A 21,933-nucleotide genomic window follows, 5' to 3' on the forward strand; every position below is an offset into this window, starting at 1 on the left:
GAGGGATGATTTTAATTTGTGGCTAACCGTGCAATATATAAAGTAAATTTGTATAGACTAATTTTCTGTGAACTCAAGATAAAACTTCGAAATCTCCATTTCTATTTCATTGGCAGATTTTCCGGTGAAGTTAGCAACTGTTTTTCCGTTGTGAATATATGAGATGTCATCGCATATATCTGTCAGTGAAGATATTATGTGCGATGAGAGAATGATACATTTGCCTTCTTCTTTCATCTGTTTTATCCATTGTTTGAGTAGGATAACTCCTGCAAGGTCGAGCCCGTTGAAAGGCTCGTCCAAAACCACCAAGTCATAGTTCTGAAGCATGAGAGTCATAATCATCAGCCTTTTCTTCATACCCATAGAATAGTTGGTTGCATATCTTTCGAGAGGTAATGCGAATTTTTTATTCAGCGCGGTGATTTTCTGTTTGTCTATTGAGATATTGCTTGCTTTGAGGCAGAATTCAATGTATTCCATGCCTGTAACAAACGAGTAGAAGAAAGGCGTGTCGCTAAGATATCCGATTTTGTGTGGGGGAGAAACAGAGATGTCGCCGTCGAACTTTTCCAAGTGCATGATACATCTGAAAAGCGTGCTCTTTCCAGCACCGTTCTCGCCCATAATACCGTATATTTTTCCGCTTTCAAACGTGTAGCAGATGTTGTCCAGCACGGTTTTTCCTGAATATTTTTTAGAAAGATTCTTGATTTCTAACATAGCATTTTGTTTATAGATGAGTGTGCCCGAAACGCCATAATGACGGTAACGGATAGTGATGCGAAAGTGAATATTGGAACCATTGCCGACAGTACGAAAAGACAAGTTTGCACAGTGTAAGCAATGAGTGTCGAAAAGTCTTGTTCGGGACAGATGAAGCGTAGCATTTCGAGTTGCAGAAATAACATGGAACAGTTGATGTAAAACGACAGGCAGATGCCCATCTGCAACCACGATGGACTGACAAGTAGCAGGCATATAAGCATCGGTGTCATAATGATGCTGGTATTTGCAAATGCGTGCTTGCATTTTAACTTTATAGCATGGCTTGCGCTGACATAGTTAAAGATGTATTGTCTGTTGATTTTCAGACAAAGCATAATGCCGAAGGTTGCTGCTGTTGTAATGTTTACGACGATTACAAGATTATTGTTGCCAATGTATGCTCCGATAGCTGCGACTAAAAGTAATATCGCGTAAAATGGCAGTAATAATCGTCCGGCACGCTGATATATGTAACTTCCGTCAGACAGAAATGGCATGGTTGGAAGCTGAAAGGGAAGTTGCTTCTTTGGTATTAGCGGAATGGCAAAGGCTAACAGAAGTATAATGCCGATGTATGGAAAATCCTTGGATGTTAGTAGTATGCCGATGAATGGAACGGCGATAGTCAAGTAATCAACAATATAGAGCCGTTTGAATGATGTGGGGAAATAAGTCTGCAAAAATGTTGCATCTGGTCGCGAAAAGTGCAACGTAATAATTACCGCAGCATATAAAAGAGCCGTCATATATGGTGGATTTCTTGATAGTGCTAACACAAGCGTGACGAATAAAGTCAAGATTACTGCACACGCGAAAAATCCTATTGCCTTGCAAAGGCGGTATATCGTTTTCAGCCGTAGTTTGGTGTATTGGTTTAGCATTAAAATAGTAAAGGTTTGTTTTGTGCAAAGATACTTATTTTTATTGTTTTGTGACGGGTTTTGACGAATAATGTTAAGGTTGCTGCGTGATTATATCAAAAATGGAAGAATTGCGGTGCTTTATTCTGGAGATGTTGTTTATCTTGTGAAAGAGGATGAATCTCATAATTATCTCTATATCCAGACTTTTGATGATTCTATATGGATAAAAAAGCAGAATGTAACAAAAAGAGAGTATTATTAGAAAGAAATATCGCCACACGTTCATGGAAGACGTGTGGCGATTGTATTTTATCTGTCGGAAAGACAGCGTTGGATCAGTCTACAAGTTCCTTAACCCAGCCGGTGAATGATGTAATTATATCCATCAGACACTGACCGATGTAATCGTTGTAAGCCTTGCTGCTGTTAAGGGCTGACAAGTAAGTCATCTTCTTCTCCTCGCGCGACATAGCCCACTTGGTGTAAACATTCTTCAAGAAAGGTTTTTCGAGGTCGCCTACAAAGTTGTTGAGCGTCATCATAATGGTGTCAATCTGTGAGCCGATGATGTTCCAGTTAAATGACAGTTCGCCGGCAAAAGCCCTCAGCTGCTCGGTTAGAATCTCGCGCTCGTCGTTTGTTGAGCATAGGGCGAACAACTGGAAGGCAAGGTTCATCAGATGCTTCGGCTCGCGTGCCACGCAGCGCAGCGCAACAGACGAGTTTGGCGATATGTTCTCGCGTATCGACTTGTTAAACTGGGCTATGATGCTCATCCAAAGGTCGTCGCCCATTGTTGCCTCGTCAAGCTCCTCGCTGATGGCATTTTCAGCCTCTGTGTCGATTTCTGGTTCAACTGTTTTGACTGCAACGGCCTGAGTATTTATGTTTATGCTGAATGTCTCGTTGTTAGCCAATGTAAAGACTACTTCGAGAGTGTTTCCGGCTTCTTTCAGAAGCGATTTTACTCGTTCGCGATGACCGAATAGGCCCGTCAGACAAGCCTCGAACGGAGCAGACTTCTGCTTCTGGTCGTTCTCCTGAATATACAGGCGATTGTCGTTCCATTCAACCTTTCGGCAGATGTTTCCGATAGTGTACTGGCTGACGCTTTCGCCCACGATATGATACTGATATCTGTCGATGTCGGAATAGGCTATTGTGCCGCCGTTTTCAACAATGTCGCCCTCGGCATCGGAGATGCTGAATCCCACGAACGGAAGTCTTACGCTGATGCCGAACGGAATTTCTGTGTCGTAAGGCGTAAGCGTGAATTTGGCAATGTTACGGTCGTCCTTCTTCTCGAACTCCCATGTGCCTTCGTCGATGAGATTGCCGTCTTCGGTGGCAATTTCGCCGTGCTCCCAAGTCAGTTTAATCTTGCATGATTCTGCGCCAGCCTCTATGATTCCAAATGCTATGTCACCGCCTACGTTAATCATTCGGGCAGGGTAAACAAAGTTGCCGTTAGGCTCTTTCACGCGTGCCAGAATCTCGCCGAGCGATGGCAGGATTCGCCAGTCTTTCGAAGACGCGTTTCTGAACTGGACGTTGTTTATCTTCTGCTTCTTTACTATGCCGCCCACGTTTGTGCAAAGCGAATAGCGGCAGTCGTTGGCGTTGTATAGTGGCTCAACGACCTCTGGAAGGTAAATCTGTCGCGGAGTCTGCTCGGTCCAGAAAAGGGGAGTGTTGCTGCTGAATGTGACTGAGTCGTCGTTGCTGCAAACCTCAACGCTTCCGTTGAAATCAGCATCGAGAGAAACGACATTCACCTTCGTTCCGCTGATAGAATACTCTTCAGTAGTGAATGTGTCTTCGTCCTTTACGTTCCAGTCTTCAGGGATGATTATAAGACACTTCTGCGAGCCAATCTTGCTTCCTGCGGTGAATGTTCCGTCGTTGTTCTGGAACAGAATCTGCGGAGCGTTTATGTTCATACCGCGGTTAATGATTGGCTCTTTCTGGTCGTTTATCACAACCGAAATTACCTCGCCCATTGTGTACGCGCTGCGGCATACAACAGACTGACGGCAGAAATGCTTCTCGTAGTCGAACGTGCTAACTATCTTGCCGTTAGCCTTAACCTGTACGGGGAAGAACGGCAATTTCAGCAGTTTTTCGTCGATGAGGAACTGAAGCGGAAGTTTCTGCATTCCCCTCACAACGAACTCAGCATCAATGGTTTTGCTTTCGCTGTCTACATTGAAATTCCATTCGAGCGTGAACGGAGCCGATTCGCTGTTTGTCTCGCGTTCTTGCTTTGCCAGCTCGTTTAGGTAGACGAACCAGCCGTTAAACTCGTTCTCGCAATGGAAAGGCATCTGAGTGTAGTCGCCAGCCTCGGCAGCGTGAGCCAACTGACTGCAATACTGTCTGATGCTGTTGCTGTGCAGCGCGTCGTTGCCAAGGTTAAGCTCCTCTATGCCGATGCGATGATTAAGCAGTCCGCGCACAAAATGGTTGTAAACAGAGTTGGTTATGTTCTTGGTAATCAACTTCATTGGCAGACCGCCCTGAAACAGCATGTTGTCGAGTTGGTTGGTCTTGCCGTCGTCGTAGTTTTCAACCTCCATAAACTTGCAGCCCTTCATTGCCGCCTCGTACAGACGCTGAACCAGTTCGGGATTGTTCTTTCGCGTTCCCAGCGCCTTGAACACCATCTCCTTTGTTCTGTTTCCGCCAGCATATTCTCTGTGCCAGTATTCGGCAAAGAAGAGCGTAGCCTCCTTGCAAACGGTAAAGAAAGGGTTGCTGATATCGGGGCTCGAAATGTTAATCTGCTTGGCGATTACGGCGCGCAAGTCCTCGTATTCAGAGTCCGATATTTTAAGTTTCCAAATTGGTTTGGTACATTCTGTCAAGCCGCGAGACTTGATGATAGTTTGAAAAACTACTCCCATAAGTTATTCCTTCAATCTTTTTATTACCTAAAAGTTTGTTTGTAACAAATTATTGCTGAGCACTTTAATCTGTGATTTTTGATTATAGAGCCTCATTATTTTTATCCAGAACTGCAAAATTAAGATTTTTTTACATTTTATCAATGGATTTTTAAGAGATTTTTGCAGATAATATGCTGTTGGAAAATTAAATCGGAGTGGCATGATTTTTGCCACTCCGATAGATATCTGTATCTGTTTTATAGTTTAGCTTTTGTTTAGATTTTCTAATTCTTTTACTTTATCATTGTCTTCTTTTGCTTTCTGAAGATATTCGTTCTTTTGGGTAGCATCGGTTTCTGTTTCTGCTAAATGATGATAGCATGCTGCTCGATTGCGGTATGCTTCTGTAAAGTTTGGATAAAGTGATATTGCATTTGTTAAATCGTTTATTGCGTTTTCGTTTTTTCCTATATTGGAGTAGGCAATAGCACGGTTATTGTATGCTTGGTAATAATATGGGTTTTTGCTTATCGCCATGTTATAATCTTTTATAGCTCCCAAGTAATCTCTCTGCTGGATTTTTATATTTGCCCTATTATTAAATGCATCTGTAAAATCTGGATTTTTCAATATAGCCATATTGAAGTCTTTTAATGCATCTTGTAATTTGTTAACTTGAAAATACAAGTTTCCTCTGTTATAATAAGCTTCTGCGTAATTTGGGTTACTTGCTATGGCCATGTTGAAGTCTTCTAATGCTCCTTGTAGGTCATTAATTTGGAATTTTATGTTTCCTCTATTGTTGTATGCAACTGTACAATTTGAATCCTTATTAATTGCTATGGTGTAGTCTTCTATGGCACCATGTAGGTCTTGTACAAGTTTTTTTACATTTCCACGATTATTGTATGCTTCTGAACAGTTTGGATTTTTTGAAATGGCGATATCAAAGTCTTTTATAGCGTCGGACATTTTCTTTAATTGAAGATTTGCATTACCTCGATTATTATATGCTTCATGTAGATTTGGGTTAATTTGTATGATTTCATTATATAATGCAATAGCTTTTGTCGGATCTTTTTCATTTACGGCTTGAGCGAATAATTGGCTAACTTTAGCATCTTTTGCTTGTCCTTTTGCTTCTTCTGCTTTTTTTGTTGCAATTCCTGCTTGTTCTTTTGCTTCTAAAATTTGTGAATTTAATTCAGTTTTTGCTCGCTCGTTCAGAGTTTCAATTTGCTTACTTAATTCTTCCTCAATTTCGGAAAATCTTTTTTCTTGACGTTCTTCGCTCTTTGAGTTTAGAACGTATGGTGCAAGAACACCAAGAAAACCTACAATTATACTAAAAATAGTTACCCAACGAGACATGGCTTCATCTAATTCTGAAACTTTATTTTTTACTTCATCCCGATTTCTTTCTATTTCTTTTTCCATTTTATCCAGTTGCTTTTGCAAATCATTGTTTTCTTTTTGCAACTGTAGTATGGTTTCTTGTTGTTTCGAGACAACATCAGTCTTTTGTCCGAAAATGTTCAGACAAAAGAAAAACATCAAAATTGTAAGTGCTTGTTTGGATTTCATATTTTATCAGTTTTGCATTCTTAAAGTTACAAAGATACAAATATAAATCAACAGAAAAACTAAATTGTACAGAAATAGTTTGTGAGAGTCGGCAAACTTTCTTATGTTTGCACGCGTAACTATATTAAAAAATACAGATGAATAACTTTAGAACAATGATGATGCTGGCGCTTAGCGGCACAATGCTGTGTGCCAACGCGCAGAACAATCAGCCGGCGCAGTTTGTCAAAGCACCGAAGGTTCAGGTGCAGAAAGGCGAGAAAACCCTCAATACGCAGTGGAAGGGCGCAAAGGTGGCATTCCTCGGCGACTCTATGACCGACAAGAGACGCATCGGAACAACCTGCGTCTACTGGGAGTATCTCGAAGAACTGCTCGGCATAGAGCCTTTCGTTTATGGTATTAACGGCAACCAGTGGAATGGCATATACAAGCAGGCACAGAAACTGAAGGAAGAGCATCCCGACGACATCGACGCCATCATAATCTTTGCCGGAACAAACGACTATAACGCAAGTCTGCCGATGGGCGAGTTCTGGCGCTACGATGCAGCCGAGGCCAACAAAAACGGCAAGATGTACTATCTGCGCCATCGCACTCCGCTGATAAACGATACAACATTCTGCGGACGCGTGAACAAGGTATTCGACTATCTAAAGCATCAGTTCCCAACAAAGCAGATAATCCTCTGTACGCCAATCCATCGCGCGCTTGCTAACTTCAACGCAAAGAATGTTCAGCCCGATGAGAACTTCGCCAATGCTCAGGGATTGTTCCTCGAATCGTATGTCGATGCCCTGAAGCAGGCTTCTTCGATGTGGTCGGTGCCGCTTATCGACCTCCATTCGCTTTGCGGACTGTACCCGTTATACGACGAACAGACGGTCTATTTCCACAAACCGGAAACAGACCGTCTGCATCCTAACGCCGTTGGCGATTATCGTATTGCCAAGACTTTGCAGTTCCAGCTGATGTCGCTGCCTGCCAAGTTTTAATTTTTCTCTCTGATAAGAAGAACTGCGGCTGCACCAGCAAACAGCAGAACTCCTGCTATGACAAGCATATAAGGCTCTGGTGCAGCCGTTCCTTCGGGAACGCTGAACAAACCTAAAATTACTCCGCCAAGCGATGCCGCGATTATCTGCGGAAGGCATATCGTTCCGTTGAACAAGCCGAGATAAGTGCCCATGTGGCCGTAGCCCGTGAGCGCATTTGTAAGAATGGTGAATGGCAGTGCGAGCATTGCCGCCCAAGCGCATCCGATAAGCAGGAACGAGATGAAGATGACGTGCTGGTCGGTTATGAAGTTTGTGCTGATAAAGCCTATTCCGCCTAAAACGAGACTGATGATGTATGCCGCCTTGATATTCTTAATCATCGGGATGACGATAGCCCAAAGCACTGAGCCGATAGCCTGAACGGCAAACAGAACGCCCACCCAGTTGGCTGCACTCTGATACTGAGCCGAAGTGGTGTCGAGAACGAACGCACCGCCACGTTCAACGGTTGGAGTGTCGAAGATGTTTGCGGCTATTGTTCCGTTGGTGTAAGTCCACATAAACATGAAGGCTGCCCAGCAGAAGAACTGAACCAGTCCCACGCTCCAGAAGGCACTCGGAGCATTCAGGAGCAGTTTGTCGAACCTTTCGCCAGATTTCTTTCCTGCCTCATTCTCTGCAACCTGCGTTTCCGCTTCGCTTTCGCCTGTTCCGTTATATTCGGCATATTCCTGCGGATTCCATTCCTTTACTTTTGCCGTTGTGTACAGAACGCACAGAATAAGAATTGCCGCGCCAATATAGAACGAGTATATTACCGAGTCGGGAATAACGCCTTCTTCGGCTACATTCTTAATGCCAATCCATGTAAAGAAGATAGGGAAGAGATAGCCCATCAGAGAGCCTGCGTTGCACAGAAAACTCTGTATTGAATAAGCCTTTGTCTTCTGCTTCTCGTTAACCATGTCGCCCACAAGCATCTTGAACGGCTGCATAGCCATGTTAATGCTCGTGTCGAGGAACATTAGTGCTATGAGTCCGAAAATCATTGCCGTGCCAACGCTCATTCCAAAACTTCCGGCATTAGGCAGAAGGCACATCACCGCCACCGCCACCGTCGCTCCGACGAAGAGATAGGGGATTCGCCTGCCGAAGCGAGTCCATGTGTTGTCGCTTGCTGCTCCGACGATAGGCTGCACGATGATGCCCATCAGCGGCGGCAGAATCCAGAAGAAACTAAGGTTATGAGGGTCTGCGCCGAGCGTTGCGAATATTCGGCTTATGTTTGCGCTCTGGAGAGCGTATGCAATCTGTACTCCGAAGAAGCCGAAACTGATGTTCCACAGCTTCCAGAAGCTCATGTCTGGTTTTGTTTTCATGCTATATTTGTATTAAAGATTAAAATTCAGAATGTTCAGTTTTCGTCGTTAAGCGGCATTGGCAGCGTGCTGCCTCTTACCACCAGCGTAGTTTCTATAATCTTGTTCTTTATCTTTATGTCCTCGTCTTTGTTCTCGGCGTTGTTAATCAGAATCTTGGCGGCTTCAACTCCAACGTCGTATCCGCGCTGTTCAACCGATGTGAGCTGAGGGTTGCACACCTTTGTTATCGTGCTGTTGGAGAATCCGCAGATTGATACATCTTTCGGAACGTCGAGATTCAGCTCGCGGCATACCTGAAGAGCCTCGAACGCAATGTCATCGTTTATGGCGAAGAGGGCATCGGGTCTGTCCTTGTCGAGCAGCAGTTTAGGAAGCAGAAGATGTGCGTCGCCCTGCTTGTCGCACTGCATAATCAGACGCTCGTCAATTTTTATGTGATTTTTGAGCAGGGCGTCCTTGTAGCCGTTGCATCGGTTTTTGGCAATTTCGAGAGTCATTACCGAGCCGAGGAAGGCAACCCGTCGGCATCCCGTCTTTATCATGTAATCCACAGCCTCGAACGCGCCGGCATAGTCGTCTACCACTACGCGGCTTGTCTTCAGTTCGGTGCAGATGCGGTCGTAGAACACAATCGGAACCTTTATGTTGAGCAGCTCCTGAAAATGGTCGTACTGCTTGGTGTCCTTTGCCAGCGAGACGATGACACCGCACACGCGCGCCGCATTGAAGCGTTGCATAATCTCCTTCTCGTTCTCGTAGGTCTCGTCGCTCTGCGCCACCATTATAGAGTAGCCCTGATGGCTTGCCGTTGTCTCGATGCCCGACAGCACGCACGAAAAGAAATAATGTACGAATTTAGGAATTATCACGCCTATGGTCTTTGTGCGCTCAACCCGGCAGTTGCGCAGACTCGTTGCCAGCATGTTGGGCTGATAGTGGTGCGCGGCGGCATAGTCGCAGATGTTCTTCTTCAGTTCGTCGCTCACCTCGTTAGAGTTGTGCAGAGCCCTCGAAACCGTAGACACGGCAACGCCGAATTCCTTGGCTATGTCTTTTATTGTTATTCTTGTCTGCTTCATGGGATTATCGATTATGATGCAAATATAGTTATTTTTTGTCTAATATAAAATATACCTAATATATAGACAAATTAAACGTATGAAAACGATTGCGTAGAGGAAATATATTAAAAAATGTTAAAATTGTGTTATTGTATTTTTTTGTATACTATTTTTGATGCGTAAAATATAACCGTGCATGCTTTTTTAAAAAAAGATGCATGCTAATACCAAGGGAATATAAATAGTTAACTTAAATTAAAAGATTTCATGAAGCAAGTGAGTTTTAGCATCTTCAGAAAGGTGCTGTCCCTAATCTTAGGGCTTTTCTTGTCAGTGAGTGCCTTTGCACAGATAACTGTGAAAGGACAGGTCAAGGATTCGCAGGGCGATGGCATTATTGGTGCCAACGTTTCTGAAGTGGGTACTACCAACGGTACTATAACCGATTTTGACGGAAACTTCGTTCTTAACTGTAAGAAGGGAGCACAACTGACAATATCGTTCGTAGGATATGTTTCGCAGACACTTCAGGCTACAAACAACATGGTTGTGTTTTTGCAGGAAGATGCGAAGTCGTTGCAAGACGTGGTGGTAATCGGTTACGGTGTTGCAAAGAAGAACGACCTCACCGGTTCGGTTACAGCCTTGAAGCCAGATGCGCTTAACAAGGGTCTCACAACCAATCCGCAGGACATGCTGCAAGGTAAGATTGCCGGTGTTAACGTAACATCAAAGGGCGGTGCTCCGGGCGAGGGCGCAACAATCAGAATCCGTGGAGGTGCTTCGCTTAACGCATCTAACGACCCTCTTATCGTAATCGACGGTCTTGCCCTCGACAATCAGGGCGTGAAGGGTTTGGCTAACCCTCTTTCTATGGTCAATCCAGCTGATATCGAATCATTTACCGTACTGAAGGATGCTTCTGCAACAGCCATCTACGGTTCGCGTGGTTCAAATGGTGTCATCATCATCACTACAAAGAAGGGTAGAAAGGCTTCTGCTCCACAGATTACATATAATGGTAACGTTTCGCTCAGCACACGCAGCGGCGAGGTTGATGTGATGGATGCAAACGAGTATCGCGCATTCATAAAGAGTTACTACGGTGCCGATTCTGACGCTTACAAGCTTCTTGGAAATGCAAATACCGACTGGCAAGACGAGGTTTACCGCACAGCGTTGAGCCACGACCATAACCTTACAGTTTCTGGCGGTTTGAAGAACGTGCCTTATCGCGTATCGTTGGGCTATACCGACCAGCAAGGTATCCTGAAGACTTCCGACTTCAAGCGTTATACTGCCAGTTTGAGTCTCTCACCATCTCTGTTCGAGAATCATCTTACAGCAAACTTCAACGGAAAGTTCATGAAGGCTGATACCGACTATGCAAACACCGAAGCCATCGGTGCAGCAGTACGCATGGACCCAACTCAGCCAATTACGAGCAGCGACCCTAAGTATAAGAACTTTGCTGGCTACTTCCAGTGGCTCGACAACGGTTCGGCTCTTAACGACCCTAACTGGGTGAATACAGCAAACAGCAAGTCTGTTGGTAACCCTGTTTCATTGCTGAACCTTTACGACAAGTATTCTAAGTCATACGCTTACATCGGAAGCCTCGACTTGGATTACAAGGTTCACGGCTTCGAGGATTTGAGACTGCATGCCGGTGCATCTGGCAACCGCTCAAACGGTAAGGAGACAACAAGTATTCCTATCAGCAGTTATTCAAACACATACTACGGCTGGGACGGATACGAGAAGGAAAACAAGTACAGCTACACATTTACAGGATGGATGCAGTACTACAAGGACTTTAACGATGCTAATCACTTGGATGTGATGGCTGGTTACGAGTACTCAAGAACAAAATACTGGGGCGACAAGTACGGTTGCGGATATTATCAGAAGACAAACAACGACGAGAGTCTCCGCGGAAAGGCAACAAATATCAACGCTAAGCCTTGGGCAAGCGAGAACCGCCTCCAGAGTTTCTACGGTCGTCTGAACTACTCATTGCTCGACAGATATTTGCTTACTGCAACTGTTCGTCGCGATGGTTCATCACGATTCAAGCAGCACTACGCAACATTCCCTGCATTCGCCTTTGCTTGGAAAATTAACGAGGAAGGATTCCTAAAGGATGTTGAGGATGTTTCAGAAATCAAGCTCCGCCTCGGTTGGGGTAAGACTGGTCAGCAGGAAGGCATCGGCGATTACAACTACTTTACATCTTACAATGTAAGCACAATCGCAAGCGCATACTATCCTGTGTATGGCAACGGAACATTGTATCGTCCTAACGCATACAACTCTGATTTGAAGTGGGAGACAACTGCTACTTACAATGCCGGACTTGACTTCGGATTCTTCTACAACCGCTTGAACTTCAGTGTTGATTACTACTTCCGCAAGACGACAGACCTTATCAATACCGCTCCTGTATCAGCCGGTTCTAACTTCCGTAATCAGGTTACAAAGAACATCGGTTCGATGGAGAACAAGGGTATCGAAATCTCTGCAACTGTCAAGCCAATCGTAAAGAACGACATGTACTGGGAAATCAGTGCTAACATGACATACAACGACAACAAGATTACCGAGCTCACAGGCGATGCAAGTATCGTTCAGGCTAAGGACGGCGGCATCAGCGCAGGTACAGGTAACGTGGCTCAGTATCACACCGTTGGAAAGCCAGCACGTTCATACTGGGTTTATCAGCAGGTTTATGACGAGAACCGTATGCCTATCGAGGGCTTGTATGTTGACCGCAACGGCGACGGACAGATTACAACCGAGGACCGTTACTTCTACAAGAGTGCATCTGCTCCGTTCACATTCGGCTTTGCTACTCGCTTCCAGTACAAGAACTGGGATTTGGGCTGCTCGTTCCGCGGAAGCATCGGCAACTACGTGTTTAACGACCGCGAGGCTGGCTTCGTAAACGTTGCAAAGACTTACGACAGCTCATTCAACTATACTCATAATATCTTGAAGAAGTCGGCTGAGACAAACTGGTGTACTTACGACAATGTATTGTCTGACTACTTCGTGCAGAACGCATCATTCCTGAAGTGCGACAACATCACACTCGGTTACAGTTTCAACAACCTGTTCAAGGCTGCCAAGTACAAGGGCGTGAGCGGACGCATCTACGTTGCTGCATCAAACGTATTTACAATTACCAAGTATGATGGCTTGGACCCAGAGGTTGAGGGCGGTATCGACAACAACATCTACCCACGTCCGTTCAACACAATGCTTGGCTTGTCACTTAATTTCTAAACCAAAAGATATAAAGCTATGACTATTAGATTCAAACATATAGTTCCGGGAGCCGTAATGGCTTTGTCACTCGGAATGGCATCATGCGATGTATTGGACGTAACACCTATCGACCCGGGCACGGTGATGAAGGTTGATGCCAACGGACTTATGAACAAGTGCTATGCAAATATGGCTATCGCCGGTCAGCAAGGTCCAGATGATGGCGACTGCGATGTTGACGGACTCGACGGCGGTACTACAGGTTTCGTCCGCCAGTTGTGGAATGCCAACGAGCTTCCAACCGATGAGGCTATGTGCTGCTGGGGCGATGATGGTATCAGCTCGTTTAACTTCAACCAGTACACAAGTTCGCACCCGATGTTGCAGGGCTTCTACTATCGTCTTTATACGGGTATCGACTACTGCAATCACTATCTTGAGAAGTGTGCCGACTACGATGCCACAATGACAGCCGAGGCTCGTTTCCTCCGTGCCATGTATTACTATCATCTTATGGACTGCTTCGGAAATGTTCCTTTCACCGAGGTTATTTCTTCCGACTGTCCTAAGCAGATAAAGAGAGCCGACTTGTTCAAGTATATCGAGAAGGAGCTTCTTGAGATAGAGCCAAACCTTCTTGAGGCTGAGGCAAGAACAAGTGCCGACAAGAACTACGGTCGTGCCGACAAGAGTGCCGCTTGGCTTCTGCTTGCCCGCCTGTACCTCAATGCCGAGGTCTACACCGGAACAGCTCAGTGGGCAAAGGCTAAGGAATATGCCGAAAAGGTTATCAACTCAAAGCACGTTCTTTGGACAAACGGCGCAAACGGATTCTCTGCATATCAGATGTTGTTCATGGGCGACAACGGCGAGAGCGGTGCTTCTTGCGAGGCAATCCTGCCAGTGCTTCAGGATGGTATTACAACAACTTCGTACGGTACAACAATGTTCCTTATGGCTTCATGCTGGAAGGCTGATATGAACACATACGGAAACTACAATACAACAGAGTTCTGGTCAGGTAACCGCGCCCGCAAGAATCTGGTAGACAAGTTCTTCCCAACATCAGACGCTCCAAACGTCGAGACCGAGGTTATGACTACCGAGGCAGGCGACGACCGCGCCCTTTTCTACGGAAAGGACCGTACCTTGAGCATCACCGACCCAGCCGAGTTTACATCAGGCTTCTCTGTTGCCAAGTATCGCAACACATACAGCACAGGCGGTTCGGCTCATGCAACAAAGTTTGTCGATACAGACTATTTCCTGATGCGCTCTGCTGAGGCTTATCTTATCGCAGCCGAGGCTGATGCACGCACCAACGGAGGCACAACAAGCGAGACTGGCGCAAAGTACATCAATGCACTCCGCACTCGTGCACATGCCTCAACAAAGGCTTCGTACTCTTTGCAGGATATTCTTGACGAGCGCTCTCGCGAACTTTACTTCGAAGGCTTCCGCCGTACCGACCTTGTCCGCTACGGTCAGTTTGCAGGCATGAGCGACTACAAGTGGGAGTGGAAAGGCGGCGTTCAGGGCGGTGTAAACATCGACTCACACCTGAATATCTTCGCTATTCCTTATGCCGATATGAACGCAAATCCTAATTTGGTTCAGAATCCGGGTTACTAACAACATCTAATTAAAGATACAGATATGAATAATATATTAAAATCATCAATAATGCTTGGCTGTCTGGCTGTTTTCGCAGCATGTAACACAGATGTAGACAGCAATCCTGTTGTTGGAAGCGAGTGTTATCCTGTTCCGCAGACATTTGTGCTTAACACTCCGGCTTATTCTACGCAGGATATCGATTTGCAGAAGTCAAAGACCCTGAACCTCACTTGGTCTCAGCCAAACTACGGATTCCCTACAACTCCGGTTTATTCGGTCGAGATGTCGGGAACAGGCAACTTCACCACTCTCTACACAGAGGACGAGGACGGAAATGTTATAGGCAAGCCTGACTACGTTTTACTCGACGAGACAGTGAAGGGTAAGGTAACGGGCGAGTTCACTTCTTCTGAGATAGACAAGACGCTCGAAAAGCTCATGGGATGGAAGGAGTCTACCGATATTCCTGAGAAACAGAAACTGTTTTTCCGCATCAAGTCGGCTCTTGTCGGGGCTGACGGCAAGGAGTACGGCGTTGTTCGTTCGAACATCGTTGAACTGAAGGTCCTTCCATACTACGAGGCTCTGAAGGCTGCCGACCCAGACTTCTGGTACATGGTTGGCGGATGTATCGGTGATGGCTCATGGAGCAACAATGCCGATGGCAAGGGCGTGAGCATTGCACCATTGTTCGCAGTAGACGGAGAGAAGTACGATGCCAAGACTGGCGACGGCTTGTTTGAGTATGTAAGTTGGTTCCCAGCCGGAGGCTCATTCAAGATTCTTGAGTTTGTTGGTAACTGGGATTACGGAATCTGTGCCGACGGTGCTTATCGTAACGGCGGCGACGATCCGGGCGACATTAAGGTTGCTGATGCTGGCTACTACACAATCACTCTGAACACAGCATCTCACGAGTTCAGCATGAAGGCATACGAGGGCACTCCAAAGGTTTACGAGAGCATCTGCCTTGCCGGTACATTCAACGACTGGGGCGACCAGCCAATGTCAGCCTTCAACACATACGATGGCGCAGAAAACCACATCTGGACTGCTAACTTCACAGCCGGCGACGGTTGCAAGCTGAAGTTCAAGATGGCAGGTTCTTGGGACGACAACTGGGGAAGCACATCATTCCCTTACGGTACGGGCAAGAACGGCGGTGCCGACATCGAGGTTGAACCGGGCGACTACATCATTTACTTCAATGATATTACCGGTCAGTATAATTTCATCAAAAAGTAATTCTTAACAAGTATTCAATATGAAAAAGCATATATTGTTCTCAATGGTACTTGCAGCCTCTATGGCTGCTTGTACCTCCGACTATACCGACTGGGCGAAGCCGCTTCAGAGCGCAGTCGAAGAGGCAAAATCGGGCACTTATGTAACCACATCGGTCGATGCCATTAAGATTGCCGATGTTACGGGCGACAGCGTTAACATCTTCAACAGCCGCCTTAACATTCCTGCCGGAACAGATATCACCGAGAGCACCGTTACTTTCGACGAGACTCAGACTATTAACATCAGCACAAGCGGAAAGGTTTCCGTTGCCGACCTTGTTTCGGCAGTCGAGGCTCTGTACGGAAAGGCTCCAAACGAGCGTACTCTGTCGGGCGTGGCAACAGTCTACTATTCAGACAACGGTCAGGCAATGCGTGCCATGGCTGACAAGACCGAGGTTAAGGTATCGCTCTCTGCTCCGTTCATATCTTCAAGCTACTACCTCGTTGGCGATATGATTTACACAATGGATGGTGGCAACAAGTCTAACTGGAATGCTGCGAATCTGCTCAAGTTCAACCACAGCGACAAGAATGTATACGACGACCCTGTATTCACCGTAGTCTTTACAACCGATGCTGTAAATCAGTACTGGAAGATTATTCCACAGGACAATGTTGATGGCGGTGATATTTGGGCTGGCGGCGTTCTTGGAACGGAGGTCGACGGCGATGCGAGTCTTTCTGGAAAACTGACAACAAATTCTCCAAAGGCCGGAATGATTGAAGAGCCGGGCATCTATCGCATGACTCTCAACATGATGGAGTACACTTACAAGATTGAGAAACTCAACTTCAAGGAGTTCTTCTACGAGATTGGCGGTGAGAGTACATGGGGTGTAACTCACGCTCTGTACGGTAAGAATTTCGACGGAAAGTATCAGGGATATTACTATCTCGACAGCGAGTTCAAGTTCAGACCTAATGCAGATAACTGGGAAGGCGACTATGAATTCAACGGCGAGGGTAAGATTTCTGACAACGGCGGTTCTAACTGTCCTGCTCCAGAGGCTGCCTTCTATCAGATTGATGTAGACCTTGCTGCTGGAACTTATGCACTCACAGCAGTCAAGAGCATTACGATGGTTGGTACACACAATAGTTGGAATGTTGCTGATGCCGCAACTCACATGACATACAACAAGGAGGAGAACTGCTGGCAGATTGAATACACATTTGCCGAGCAGACAAGCCTTAAGTTTGCCATGAACGACGACTGGACAGTGAGCTGGGGTGGTGCCAACGGAGATGCTTCGAACTATGGCAACCTTACTCAGAACAACGGAAAGGATCTTTCGGTTGCTGCCGGAACATATCTCATCAAGCTGTTCTTGAGTTATGAGGGCGCAAACAAGGTTACGTTTACTCCGAAAAACTAATAAAGGTTAATTCTTGGTTATTTATTTTAGTTAAACAAATCCTGCTCGGTCGTGTTGACAGGGCAGGATTTTTTTTGGTATATAATCAGTAACTTACGCGAATTCGGGGTAACGAAACACGTTTTCGCGTTTTGTTATTCGAATAAATTACATTATGCAAAATAATACAGATTAAAATGAATCATCATACAAAAATATAACAAAAAGCCACTTTCTTGGTAAGGGGATAGTAAGGGGATAGTAAGGGGGTAGCAAGAGGGTAGCAAGGGGGTAGCTTCGTCCTAGGTTGATGAAACGTATATTAATGCATCGAATCGGTATAAGAAACTTCATTTTTCTATATCGTGAGATGATTATTTGGAATGACGCTGGAAGCGTCACCTCTCAGTAACCGCAGTATCCGTAGGATCTGCGGGCTGAAATGAAACGGATATTTTCGACCCTGAAAGCGGTCGCCCATTGCGATAACTGGGGCACTCCTTCTGAGTGCTTTTTTTGATTGTGCACTATTTCCGCAGGTCGTTCCGACCTACGGTTACTAAGCGGAGACGCCTTCAGCGTCTGTAAAAAACACGCAATCTTCTGATAATCTATAAATAAAAGGCTCAAAAAAATAAAGGGATTCTAATAATTAGAAATCCCTTTAAGTGCGAACAGACTTAAAAAAGCCCACTACGTCGCTGGTTGGTAATCAAACCGTTGCAAATATAGTCATCAAATCTTTTTAAAGCCAAATTTTTTTTGGCTGAAATTTGTTTTTTATGAAATATGATTCATGGTACTAAAAAAATAGAAGGCAAACGCTCGTTTACCGAGGCTTGCCTTCTGTCGTCAAGTTAGTTTTAAAAGAAGAGAGGTTTTTCTATTTCGTTATTTCTGTCTTATTCGAAAACAAGATGCAAAAAGGTGTTGCTATAATATCAATACCGAAAATAACGTATCTTGCCATAGCATCGCTTGTTGGGAAAAGCAGGCAGATTGTAATTCCAATGATTGATATAAGCAAGTTGATTGTCTCCGATTTTATGTTGGTGTCAGAGAAAATCATAATTGTTTCTGATATTTTCTTTGGATAGACAAGTAATCCGTAAGCAGAAATCAGAATCGTCAGAATCACAAAGATATATGCTGCAGTCATTACGTTATCGCAGTTGTACCAAAGTGGTGACAATGCGTAAACGAAGAATCCTACTTTAGGAAAAGTTCTAATGTTTCTGCAAATAAAGCTTTTCATTGTTCCTCTGTTGATTTGAAAATGTTATTTGTTTCTTTGTGCAAAAATACAATAAAAAGTAATATATCGTATAAAAAATACATTAAAAAGTTTGCTTTTGTTAGGAAATATGTTTGATTTTGTGTGAAATTTGTTGTAGCACTAGAATGGTGATAGGTATATTTAGCAAAATTTCGTAAATTCTGAATAAATTTTCACTTTTTATATAAAAAATTGCCTTTACCTCTCTTTTAAATCGCATTTATATGATATTTTTGCAGCCAAAAAAACAGAAATATGGTTACTGCATCAATTATAATAGTCACGTCGATAATTTCTATTGTGGCTTTTCCGAAAAACAATCCGTTTCCGCGTTGTATGGCTCGTCCCGATTTGTTGGGCATATTTATGTTCAATCCGTATTATGTAAGCCATTTCAAGGAGTACTATCGTATGCTTGCGTCGGGGCTTGTACACACAGGATGGTGGCATCTGCTGTTAAACATGATAACTCTTTACTTTATAGGTAATTTGGTTGAGGGAGCCTTTGTCGGGATTTACGGCAGTTTGCTGGGCAGGATTATCTATCTTGTCTTTTATCTTCTTGCCTTGATTGTCTCATCAATTTCCGACTTGATGAAATATCGCGATAATGTGTCTTATTATTTTTGTGGTTCATCGGGTGCAGTTTCGGCAGTTATGTTTGCTTCAGTAATTATTTTTCCTAAAATAAGTTTTTATTTGTTTTTTATTCCAATCCCGGTTCCGGGATATGTTTACGCTCTGCTTTTTCTGCTTTACTGCTGTTATTGTATGGCAAGACAGAAAATCAACTGTTTCGGAAATGCTGTTCATTTCTGGGGTGGACTGTTCGGACTGTTTTTCCCGATATTTGTTTATCCGCCAATACTTGTGCATTTAATAAGTCTGTTCTTGAAATAGATTTAAGTCATACTTAGTTTTGCCGATAGCCTTTATGCGGCAAAAATCCCAGTCGTAGTTTACGCCCTGTTTTTCAGAACGTAAACTACGTTTGTTATATGTCGATTCTAACATTGTTTTTGTGTAGGTTATTAAGTCTGATATCAGCATACCGCGCAAGCGGAATCGTTTGCGCTCGTAAAACGTAAATTTTCAGTATTTTAACGTCTTTTTGTAATCCAAAGAAAATTATATTTGCAACATAATCAAAAAGATAATATCATGAGGGTACGGAAATTCATTGACAGATGTGCCAAGAAAACGGCTGTTGCCGTGGCGGCACTCACCGTGGCAGCATCGGCTTCGGCTCAGGGCTGGCCGGCAGCATACGGCGGCGTAATGCTTCAGGGATTCTATTGGGATTCGTATGTAGACACGCAGTGGAACTATCTTGAAAAGCAGGCAGATGAGATTTCCCAGTATTTCAGTCTTGTTTGGGTGCCAAACAGCGGCTATTGCGGTTCGGGCAACAACATGGGATACATGCCTCAGTATTATTTCAACCAGAATTCATCGTTCGGAAGCGAGGCAGAACTGCTTTCGATGATAAATACATACAAGTCGAAGGGCACTGGTTTCATTGCCGATGTGGTTATAAACCATCGCAACAACCTTGGCGCAGGCGGTTCGTGGACTGATTTTGCGGCTGAGACATACAACGATGTTAAGTATCAGATGCTTCCTTCGGATATCTGCTCAGACGATGACAACGGTCAGACTGCAGCATGGGCATCAGGTAACGGCATTTCGCTTAGTTCCAACAAAGATACGGGCGAGGGCTGGAGCGGTTGCCGCGACATCGACCATAAGAGTGCGAATGTGAATAAGGTGGTAAAGGCATATCTCGGCTATCTTCAGAATACATTAGGATATGCCGGCTTCCGCTACGATATGGTTAAGGGCTACAGCGCATCGTTCACAGGCGACTACAACAGTACGGTAAACGCTACTTATTCGGTGGGCGAGTACTGGGACGGTAATACAGCAGTTGTTAAGAACTGGATTGACGGCACAAAGGTGAACGGCACTGTTCAGAGTGCAGCGTTCGATTTTCCGTTCCGATATACTTGTCGCGACGCCGTGGCTTCATCGGGCTACAACTGGAGCAAGCTCACTGGCACTTCGCTTATTTCAGACCAGAACTATCGCCGCTATTCGGTTACGTTCGTAGAGAATCACGACACTCAGGTTCGCTCGGCTAACGACCAGCAAGACCCAATCCGCCGCGACACGCTCGCCCTTAACGCTTGGATGCTTGCAATGCCCGGAACGCCTTGCGTCTTTCTGAAGCATTGGATTGACTGCAAGCAGGAGATAAAGGCGATGATTGATGCTCGAAAGGCTGTCGGAATAAACAATCAGAGCACTTATAGCGAGTATATTTCGCAGGCTGCAAAGTGCATCAGAACGGTTACTGGCGAGAACGGTCAGCTACGCGTTATCGTGGGCGACAAGAGCAATACGAACATTCCTAACACGATGGTTCAGGTTCTCGACGGATACCACTATCGCTATCTGATGAGCAAGAGCACCGAGATTGCTTGGGCAGACAAGGCTTCGGGCGATTATGAGGAGGCTTTCAAGGTTAAGCTTGTGGCTGTCTCTGCTCACGACGATGCACAGCTCGTTTACACCACCGACGGCACAGAGCCGTCAGCATCAAACGGAACAAAGGTAGCAAGCGGTTCGGATATTGAAATTTCTTCGAACTGCACGCTTAAGGTTGCCCTCGTTGTAGACGGAACAGTAAAGAACGTGGCAACGCGCAAATATACCGTCACTCCGTTTGTGGCTCACAAGGCAACAGTCTATTTCAAGAATCCTGACTGGACATCTGTTTATTTCTATGCTTGGGATTCGTCAAACACTTTGCTTGGCTCATGGCCGGGAATAAAGATGACCGACAAGGTTGTTATCGACGGCGTGGAGTGGTATTACAAGGCATTCGACGTAAACAAGAAGGGCTATACCTTCAACATCATATTCAACAAGGGCATGGGACAGCAGCAGACTGTCGATATAGGTCCTATCAGTAGTGATGTCTATTACGAACTTTCGGGCACAAACGGCGACAAACTCACGGTTAAGGAGGTTACGCCGTCTGGAGCGACATCGGTGACACAGCCTGTCGTTAATGACGGTTTCGAGATTGCATCGGCAAACGGCCGATTAGTGATTAAGAGTAACACCAGCAAGGTAGTTCCAGTATATACAGCGCAAGGCGTATTGGTAAAGAAATTGAAAGTTGAGAGAGGGTTAAATGATTTTGGTGATATGCAGCCTGGTCTGTATATAATCTCTAACCAGAAAGTGGTAGTAAGTTATTAAAAAGGGAAAAGTTTTTTACAATGTAATTTTAAGTTTTTCGGAAAAAGTATTTCAATAGTTTTTATTTCATATTGGGTAAAAGAGAGAACGGTGTCCGCGTGAGCAGGCACCGTTTTTTGTAGTAAGTCTTGGAATGGTGTTTAAATGGTATTTTATTATGCTTAAAATAGATATAGTTGTGATGATATAAAGAAAGCGACTCCCGAAAGAGCCGCTTTAGATGTTTTCACAACGGAATAATCCTTATTGTGATTTGCTTCAAAATTAGTGTTGCAAATATACAAGGTATTTTTTATTATCCAATAAAAATCTCAGTTTTTT

Annotated in this window: 14 protein-coding genes; 7 read left to right on the forward strand and 7 right to left on the reverse strand. The window is 44.7% G+C overall.

The genetic code is table 11. The annotated features are described in order from the left end of the window. Positions 1-57: 57 nt before the first annotated feature. The 4 genes from T538_RS0107485 to T538_RS17680 form a co-directional block, all read right to left on the reverse strand. Positions 58-723: an ATP-binding cassette domain-containing protein gene (locus T538_RS0107485; RefSeq protein WP_031533222.1), complete on the reverse strand. Its 666-nt coding sequence runs from the start codon at positions 721-723 to the stop codon at positions 58-60. Continuing rightward, the gene (locus T538_RS0107490; protein WP_155993061.1) at positions 717-1,514 is read right to left on the reverse strand and encodes a hypothetical protein; all 798 of its coding nucleotides are present in this window, start codon (positions 1,512-1,514) and stop codon (positions 717-719) included. The genes T538_RS0107485 and T538_RS0107490 overlap by 7 nt, the downstream gene beginning before the upstream one ends. Before the next feature lie 452 nt (positions 1,515-1,966). Further along, positions 1,967-4,534 (reverse strand): hypothetical protein, encoded by a 2,568-nt coding sequence (locus T538_RS0107500; protein WP_031533225.1) that lies wholly within the window; start codon positions 4,532-4,534, stop codon positions 1,967-1,969. A gap of 246 nt (positions 4,535-4,780) precedes the next feature. Beyond that, positions 4,781-6,100 (reverse strand): tetratricopeptide repeat protein, encoded by a 1,320-nt coding sequence (locus T538_RS17680; RefSeq protein ID WP_051655951.1) that lies wholly within the window; start codon positions 6,098-6,100, stop codon positions 4,781-4,783. A 137-nt stretch (positions 6,101-6,237) separates the two neighbouring features. Here T538_RS17680 and T538_RS0107510 point away from each other — a divergent pair, with 137 nt between their 5' ends. After that, a complete protein-coding gene (locus T538_RS0107510; protein ID WP_231497084.1) occupies positions 6,238-7,095 on the forward strand; it encodes an SGNH/GDSL hydrolase family protein in 858 nt (285 codons plus the stop codon). Here the strand turns inward: T538_RS0107510 and T538_RS0107515 are convergent. After that, positions 7,092-8,477 (reverse strand): MFS transporter, encoded by a 1,386-nt coding sequence (locus tag T538_RS0107515; RefSeq protein WP_031533229.1) that lies wholly within the window; start codon positions 8,475-8,477, stop codon positions 7,092-7,094. The genes T538_RS0107510 and T538_RS0107515 overlap by 4 nt on opposite strands. Before the next feature lie 35 nt (positions 8,478-8,512). Beyond that, the gene (locus tag T538_RS0107520) at positions 8,513-9,559 is read right to left on the reverse strand and encodes a LacI family DNA-binding transcriptional regulator (RefSeq protein WP_031533230.1); all 1,047 of its coding nucleotides are present in this window, start codon (positions 9,557-9,559) and stop codon (positions 8,513-8,515) included. 249 nt (positions 9,560-9,808) lie between these two features. Here T538_RS0107520 and T538_RS0107525 point away from each other — a divergent pair, with 249 nt between their 5' ends. From T538_RS0107525 to T538_RS0107540, 4 genes are read left to right on the forward strand one after another with little or no spacing between them, the layout of a single operon-like run. Then, positions 9,809-12,826 carry a SusC/RagA family TonB-linked outer membrane protein gene (locus T538_RS0107525; protein WP_031533232.1) on the forward strand — a complete coding sequence of 1,006 codons (3,018 nt, stop codon included), beginning with the start codon at positions 9,809-9,811 and terminating at the stop codon, positions 12,824-12,826. 18 nt (positions 12,827-12,844) lie between these two features. After that, a complete protein-coding gene (locus T538_RS0107530; RefSeq protein WP_031533233.1) occupies positions 12,845-14,440 on the forward strand; it encodes a RagB/SusD family nutrient uptake outer membrane protein in 1,596 nt (531 codons plus the stop codon). A gap of 24 nt (positions 14,441-14,464) precedes the next feature. Continuing rightward, complete coding sequence (locus T538_RS0107535) at positions 14,465-15,670, forward strand: SusE domain-containing protein (protein WP_031533235.1); 1,206 nt, start codon at positions 14,465-14,467, stop codon at positions 15,668-15,670. A gap of 19 nt (positions 15,671-15,689) precedes the next feature. Then, positions 15,690-17,090 carry an Outer membrane protein SusF domain-containing protein gene (locus T538_RS0107540; RefSeq protein WP_081834910.1) on the forward strand — a complete coding sequence of 467 codons (1,401 nt, stop codon included), beginning with the start codon at positions 15,690-15,692 and terminating at the stop codon, positions 17,088-17,090. An 862-nt stretch (positions 17,091-17,952) separates the two neighbouring features. Here the strand turns inward: T538_RS0107540 and T538_RS0107545 are convergent. Further along, on the reverse strand, positions 17,953-18,228 hold the full coding sequence (locus tag T538_RS0107545; protein ID WP_155993063.1) for a hypothetical protein: 276 nt from the start codon (positions 18,226-18,228) through the stop codon (positions 17,953-17,955). A 372-nt stretch (positions 18,229-18,600) separates the two neighbouring features. Between T538_RS0107545 and T538_RS0107550 the strand changes: the two genes are divergently transcribed. Together T538_RS0107550 and T538_RS0107555 are read left to right on the forward strand one after the other, a co-directional pair. After that, positions 18,601-19,245 (forward strand): rhomboid family intramembrane serine protease, encoded by a 645-nt coding sequence (locus tag T538_RS0107550; protein ID WP_031533239.1) that lies wholly within the window; start codon positions 18,601-18,603, stop codon positions 19,243-19,245. A 261-nt stretch (positions 19,246-19,506) separates the two neighbouring features. Continuing rightward, the gene (locus T538_RS0107555) at positions 19,507-21,612 is read left to right on the forward strand and encodes an alpha-amylase family glycosyl hydrolase (RefSeq protein WP_231497085.1); all 2,106 of its coding nucleotides are present in this window, start codon (positions 19,507-19,509) and stop codon (positions 21,610-21,612) included. The last annotated feature ends 321 nt before the right edge of the window (positions 21,613-21,933 follow it).

Source organism: Bacteroides sp. Ga6A2 (genome assembly GCF_000702225.1).
Taxonomy (GTDB): Bacteria; Bacteroidota; Bacteroidia; order Bacteroidales; family Bacteroidaceae; genus Ga6A1.

What these genes read in the sequence shown, in the direction of transcription:
- T538_RS0107485 (WP_031533222.1), bottom strand. Translation starts at nt 723, where the DNA reads ATGTTAGAAATCAAGAATCTTTCTAAAAAATATTCAGGAAAAACCGTG.
- T538_RS0107490 (WP_155993061.1), bottom strand. Translation starts at nt 1,514, where the DNA reads ATGACGGCTCTTTTATATGCTGCGGTAATTATTACGTTGCACTTTTCG.
- T538_RS0107500 (WP_031533225.1), bottom strand. Translation starts at nt 4,534, where the DNA reads ATGGGAGTAGTTTTTCAAACTATCATCAAGTCTCGCGGCTTGACAGAA.
- T538_RS17680 (WP_051655951.1), bottom strand. Translation starts at nt 6,100, where the DNA reads ATGAAATCCAAACAAGCACTTACAATTTTGATGTTTTTCTTTTGTCTG.
- T538_RS0107510 (WP_231497084.1), top strand. Translation starts at nt 6,238, where the DNA reads ATGAATAACTTTAGAACAATGATGATGCTGGCGCTTAGCGGCACAATG.
- T538_RS0107515 (WP_031533229.1), bottom strand. Translation starts at nt 8,477, where the DNA reads ATGAAAACAAAACCAGACATGAGCTTCTGGAAGCTGTGGAACATCAGT.
- T538_RS0107520 (WP_031533230.1), bottom strand. Translation starts at nt 9,559, where the DNA reads ATGAAGCAGACAAGAATAACAATAAAAGACATAGCCAAGGAATTCGGC.
- T538_RS0107525 (WP_031533232.1), top strand. Translation starts at nt 9,809, where the DNA reads ATGAAGCAAGTGAGTTTTAGCATCTTCAGAAAGGTGCTGTCCCTAATC.
- T538_RS0107530 (WP_031533233.1), top strand. Translation starts at nt 12,845, where the DNA reads ATGACTATTAGATTCAAACATATAGTTCCGGGAGCCGTAATGGCTTTG.
- T538_RS0107535 (WP_031533235.1), top strand. Translation starts at nt 14,465, where the DNA reads ATGAATAATATATTAAAATCATCAATAATGCTTGGCTGTCTGGCTGTT.
- T538_RS0107540 (WP_081834910.1), top strand. Translation starts at nt 15,690, where the DNA reads ATGAAAAAGCATATATTGTTCTCAATGGTACTTGCAGCCTCTATGGCT.
- T538_RS0107545 (WP_155993063.1), bottom strand. Translation starts at nt 18,228, where the DNA reads ATGACTGCAGCATATATCTTTGTGATTCTGACGATTCTGATTTCTGCT.
- T538_RS0107550 (WP_031533239.1), top strand. Translation starts at nt 18,601, where the DNA reads ATGGTTACTGCATCAATTATAATAGTCACGTCGATAATTTCTATTGTG.
- T538_RS0107555 (WP_231497085.1), top strand. Translation starts at nt 19,507, where the DNA reads ATGAGGGTACGGAAATTCATTGACAGATGTGCCAAGAAAACGGCTGTT.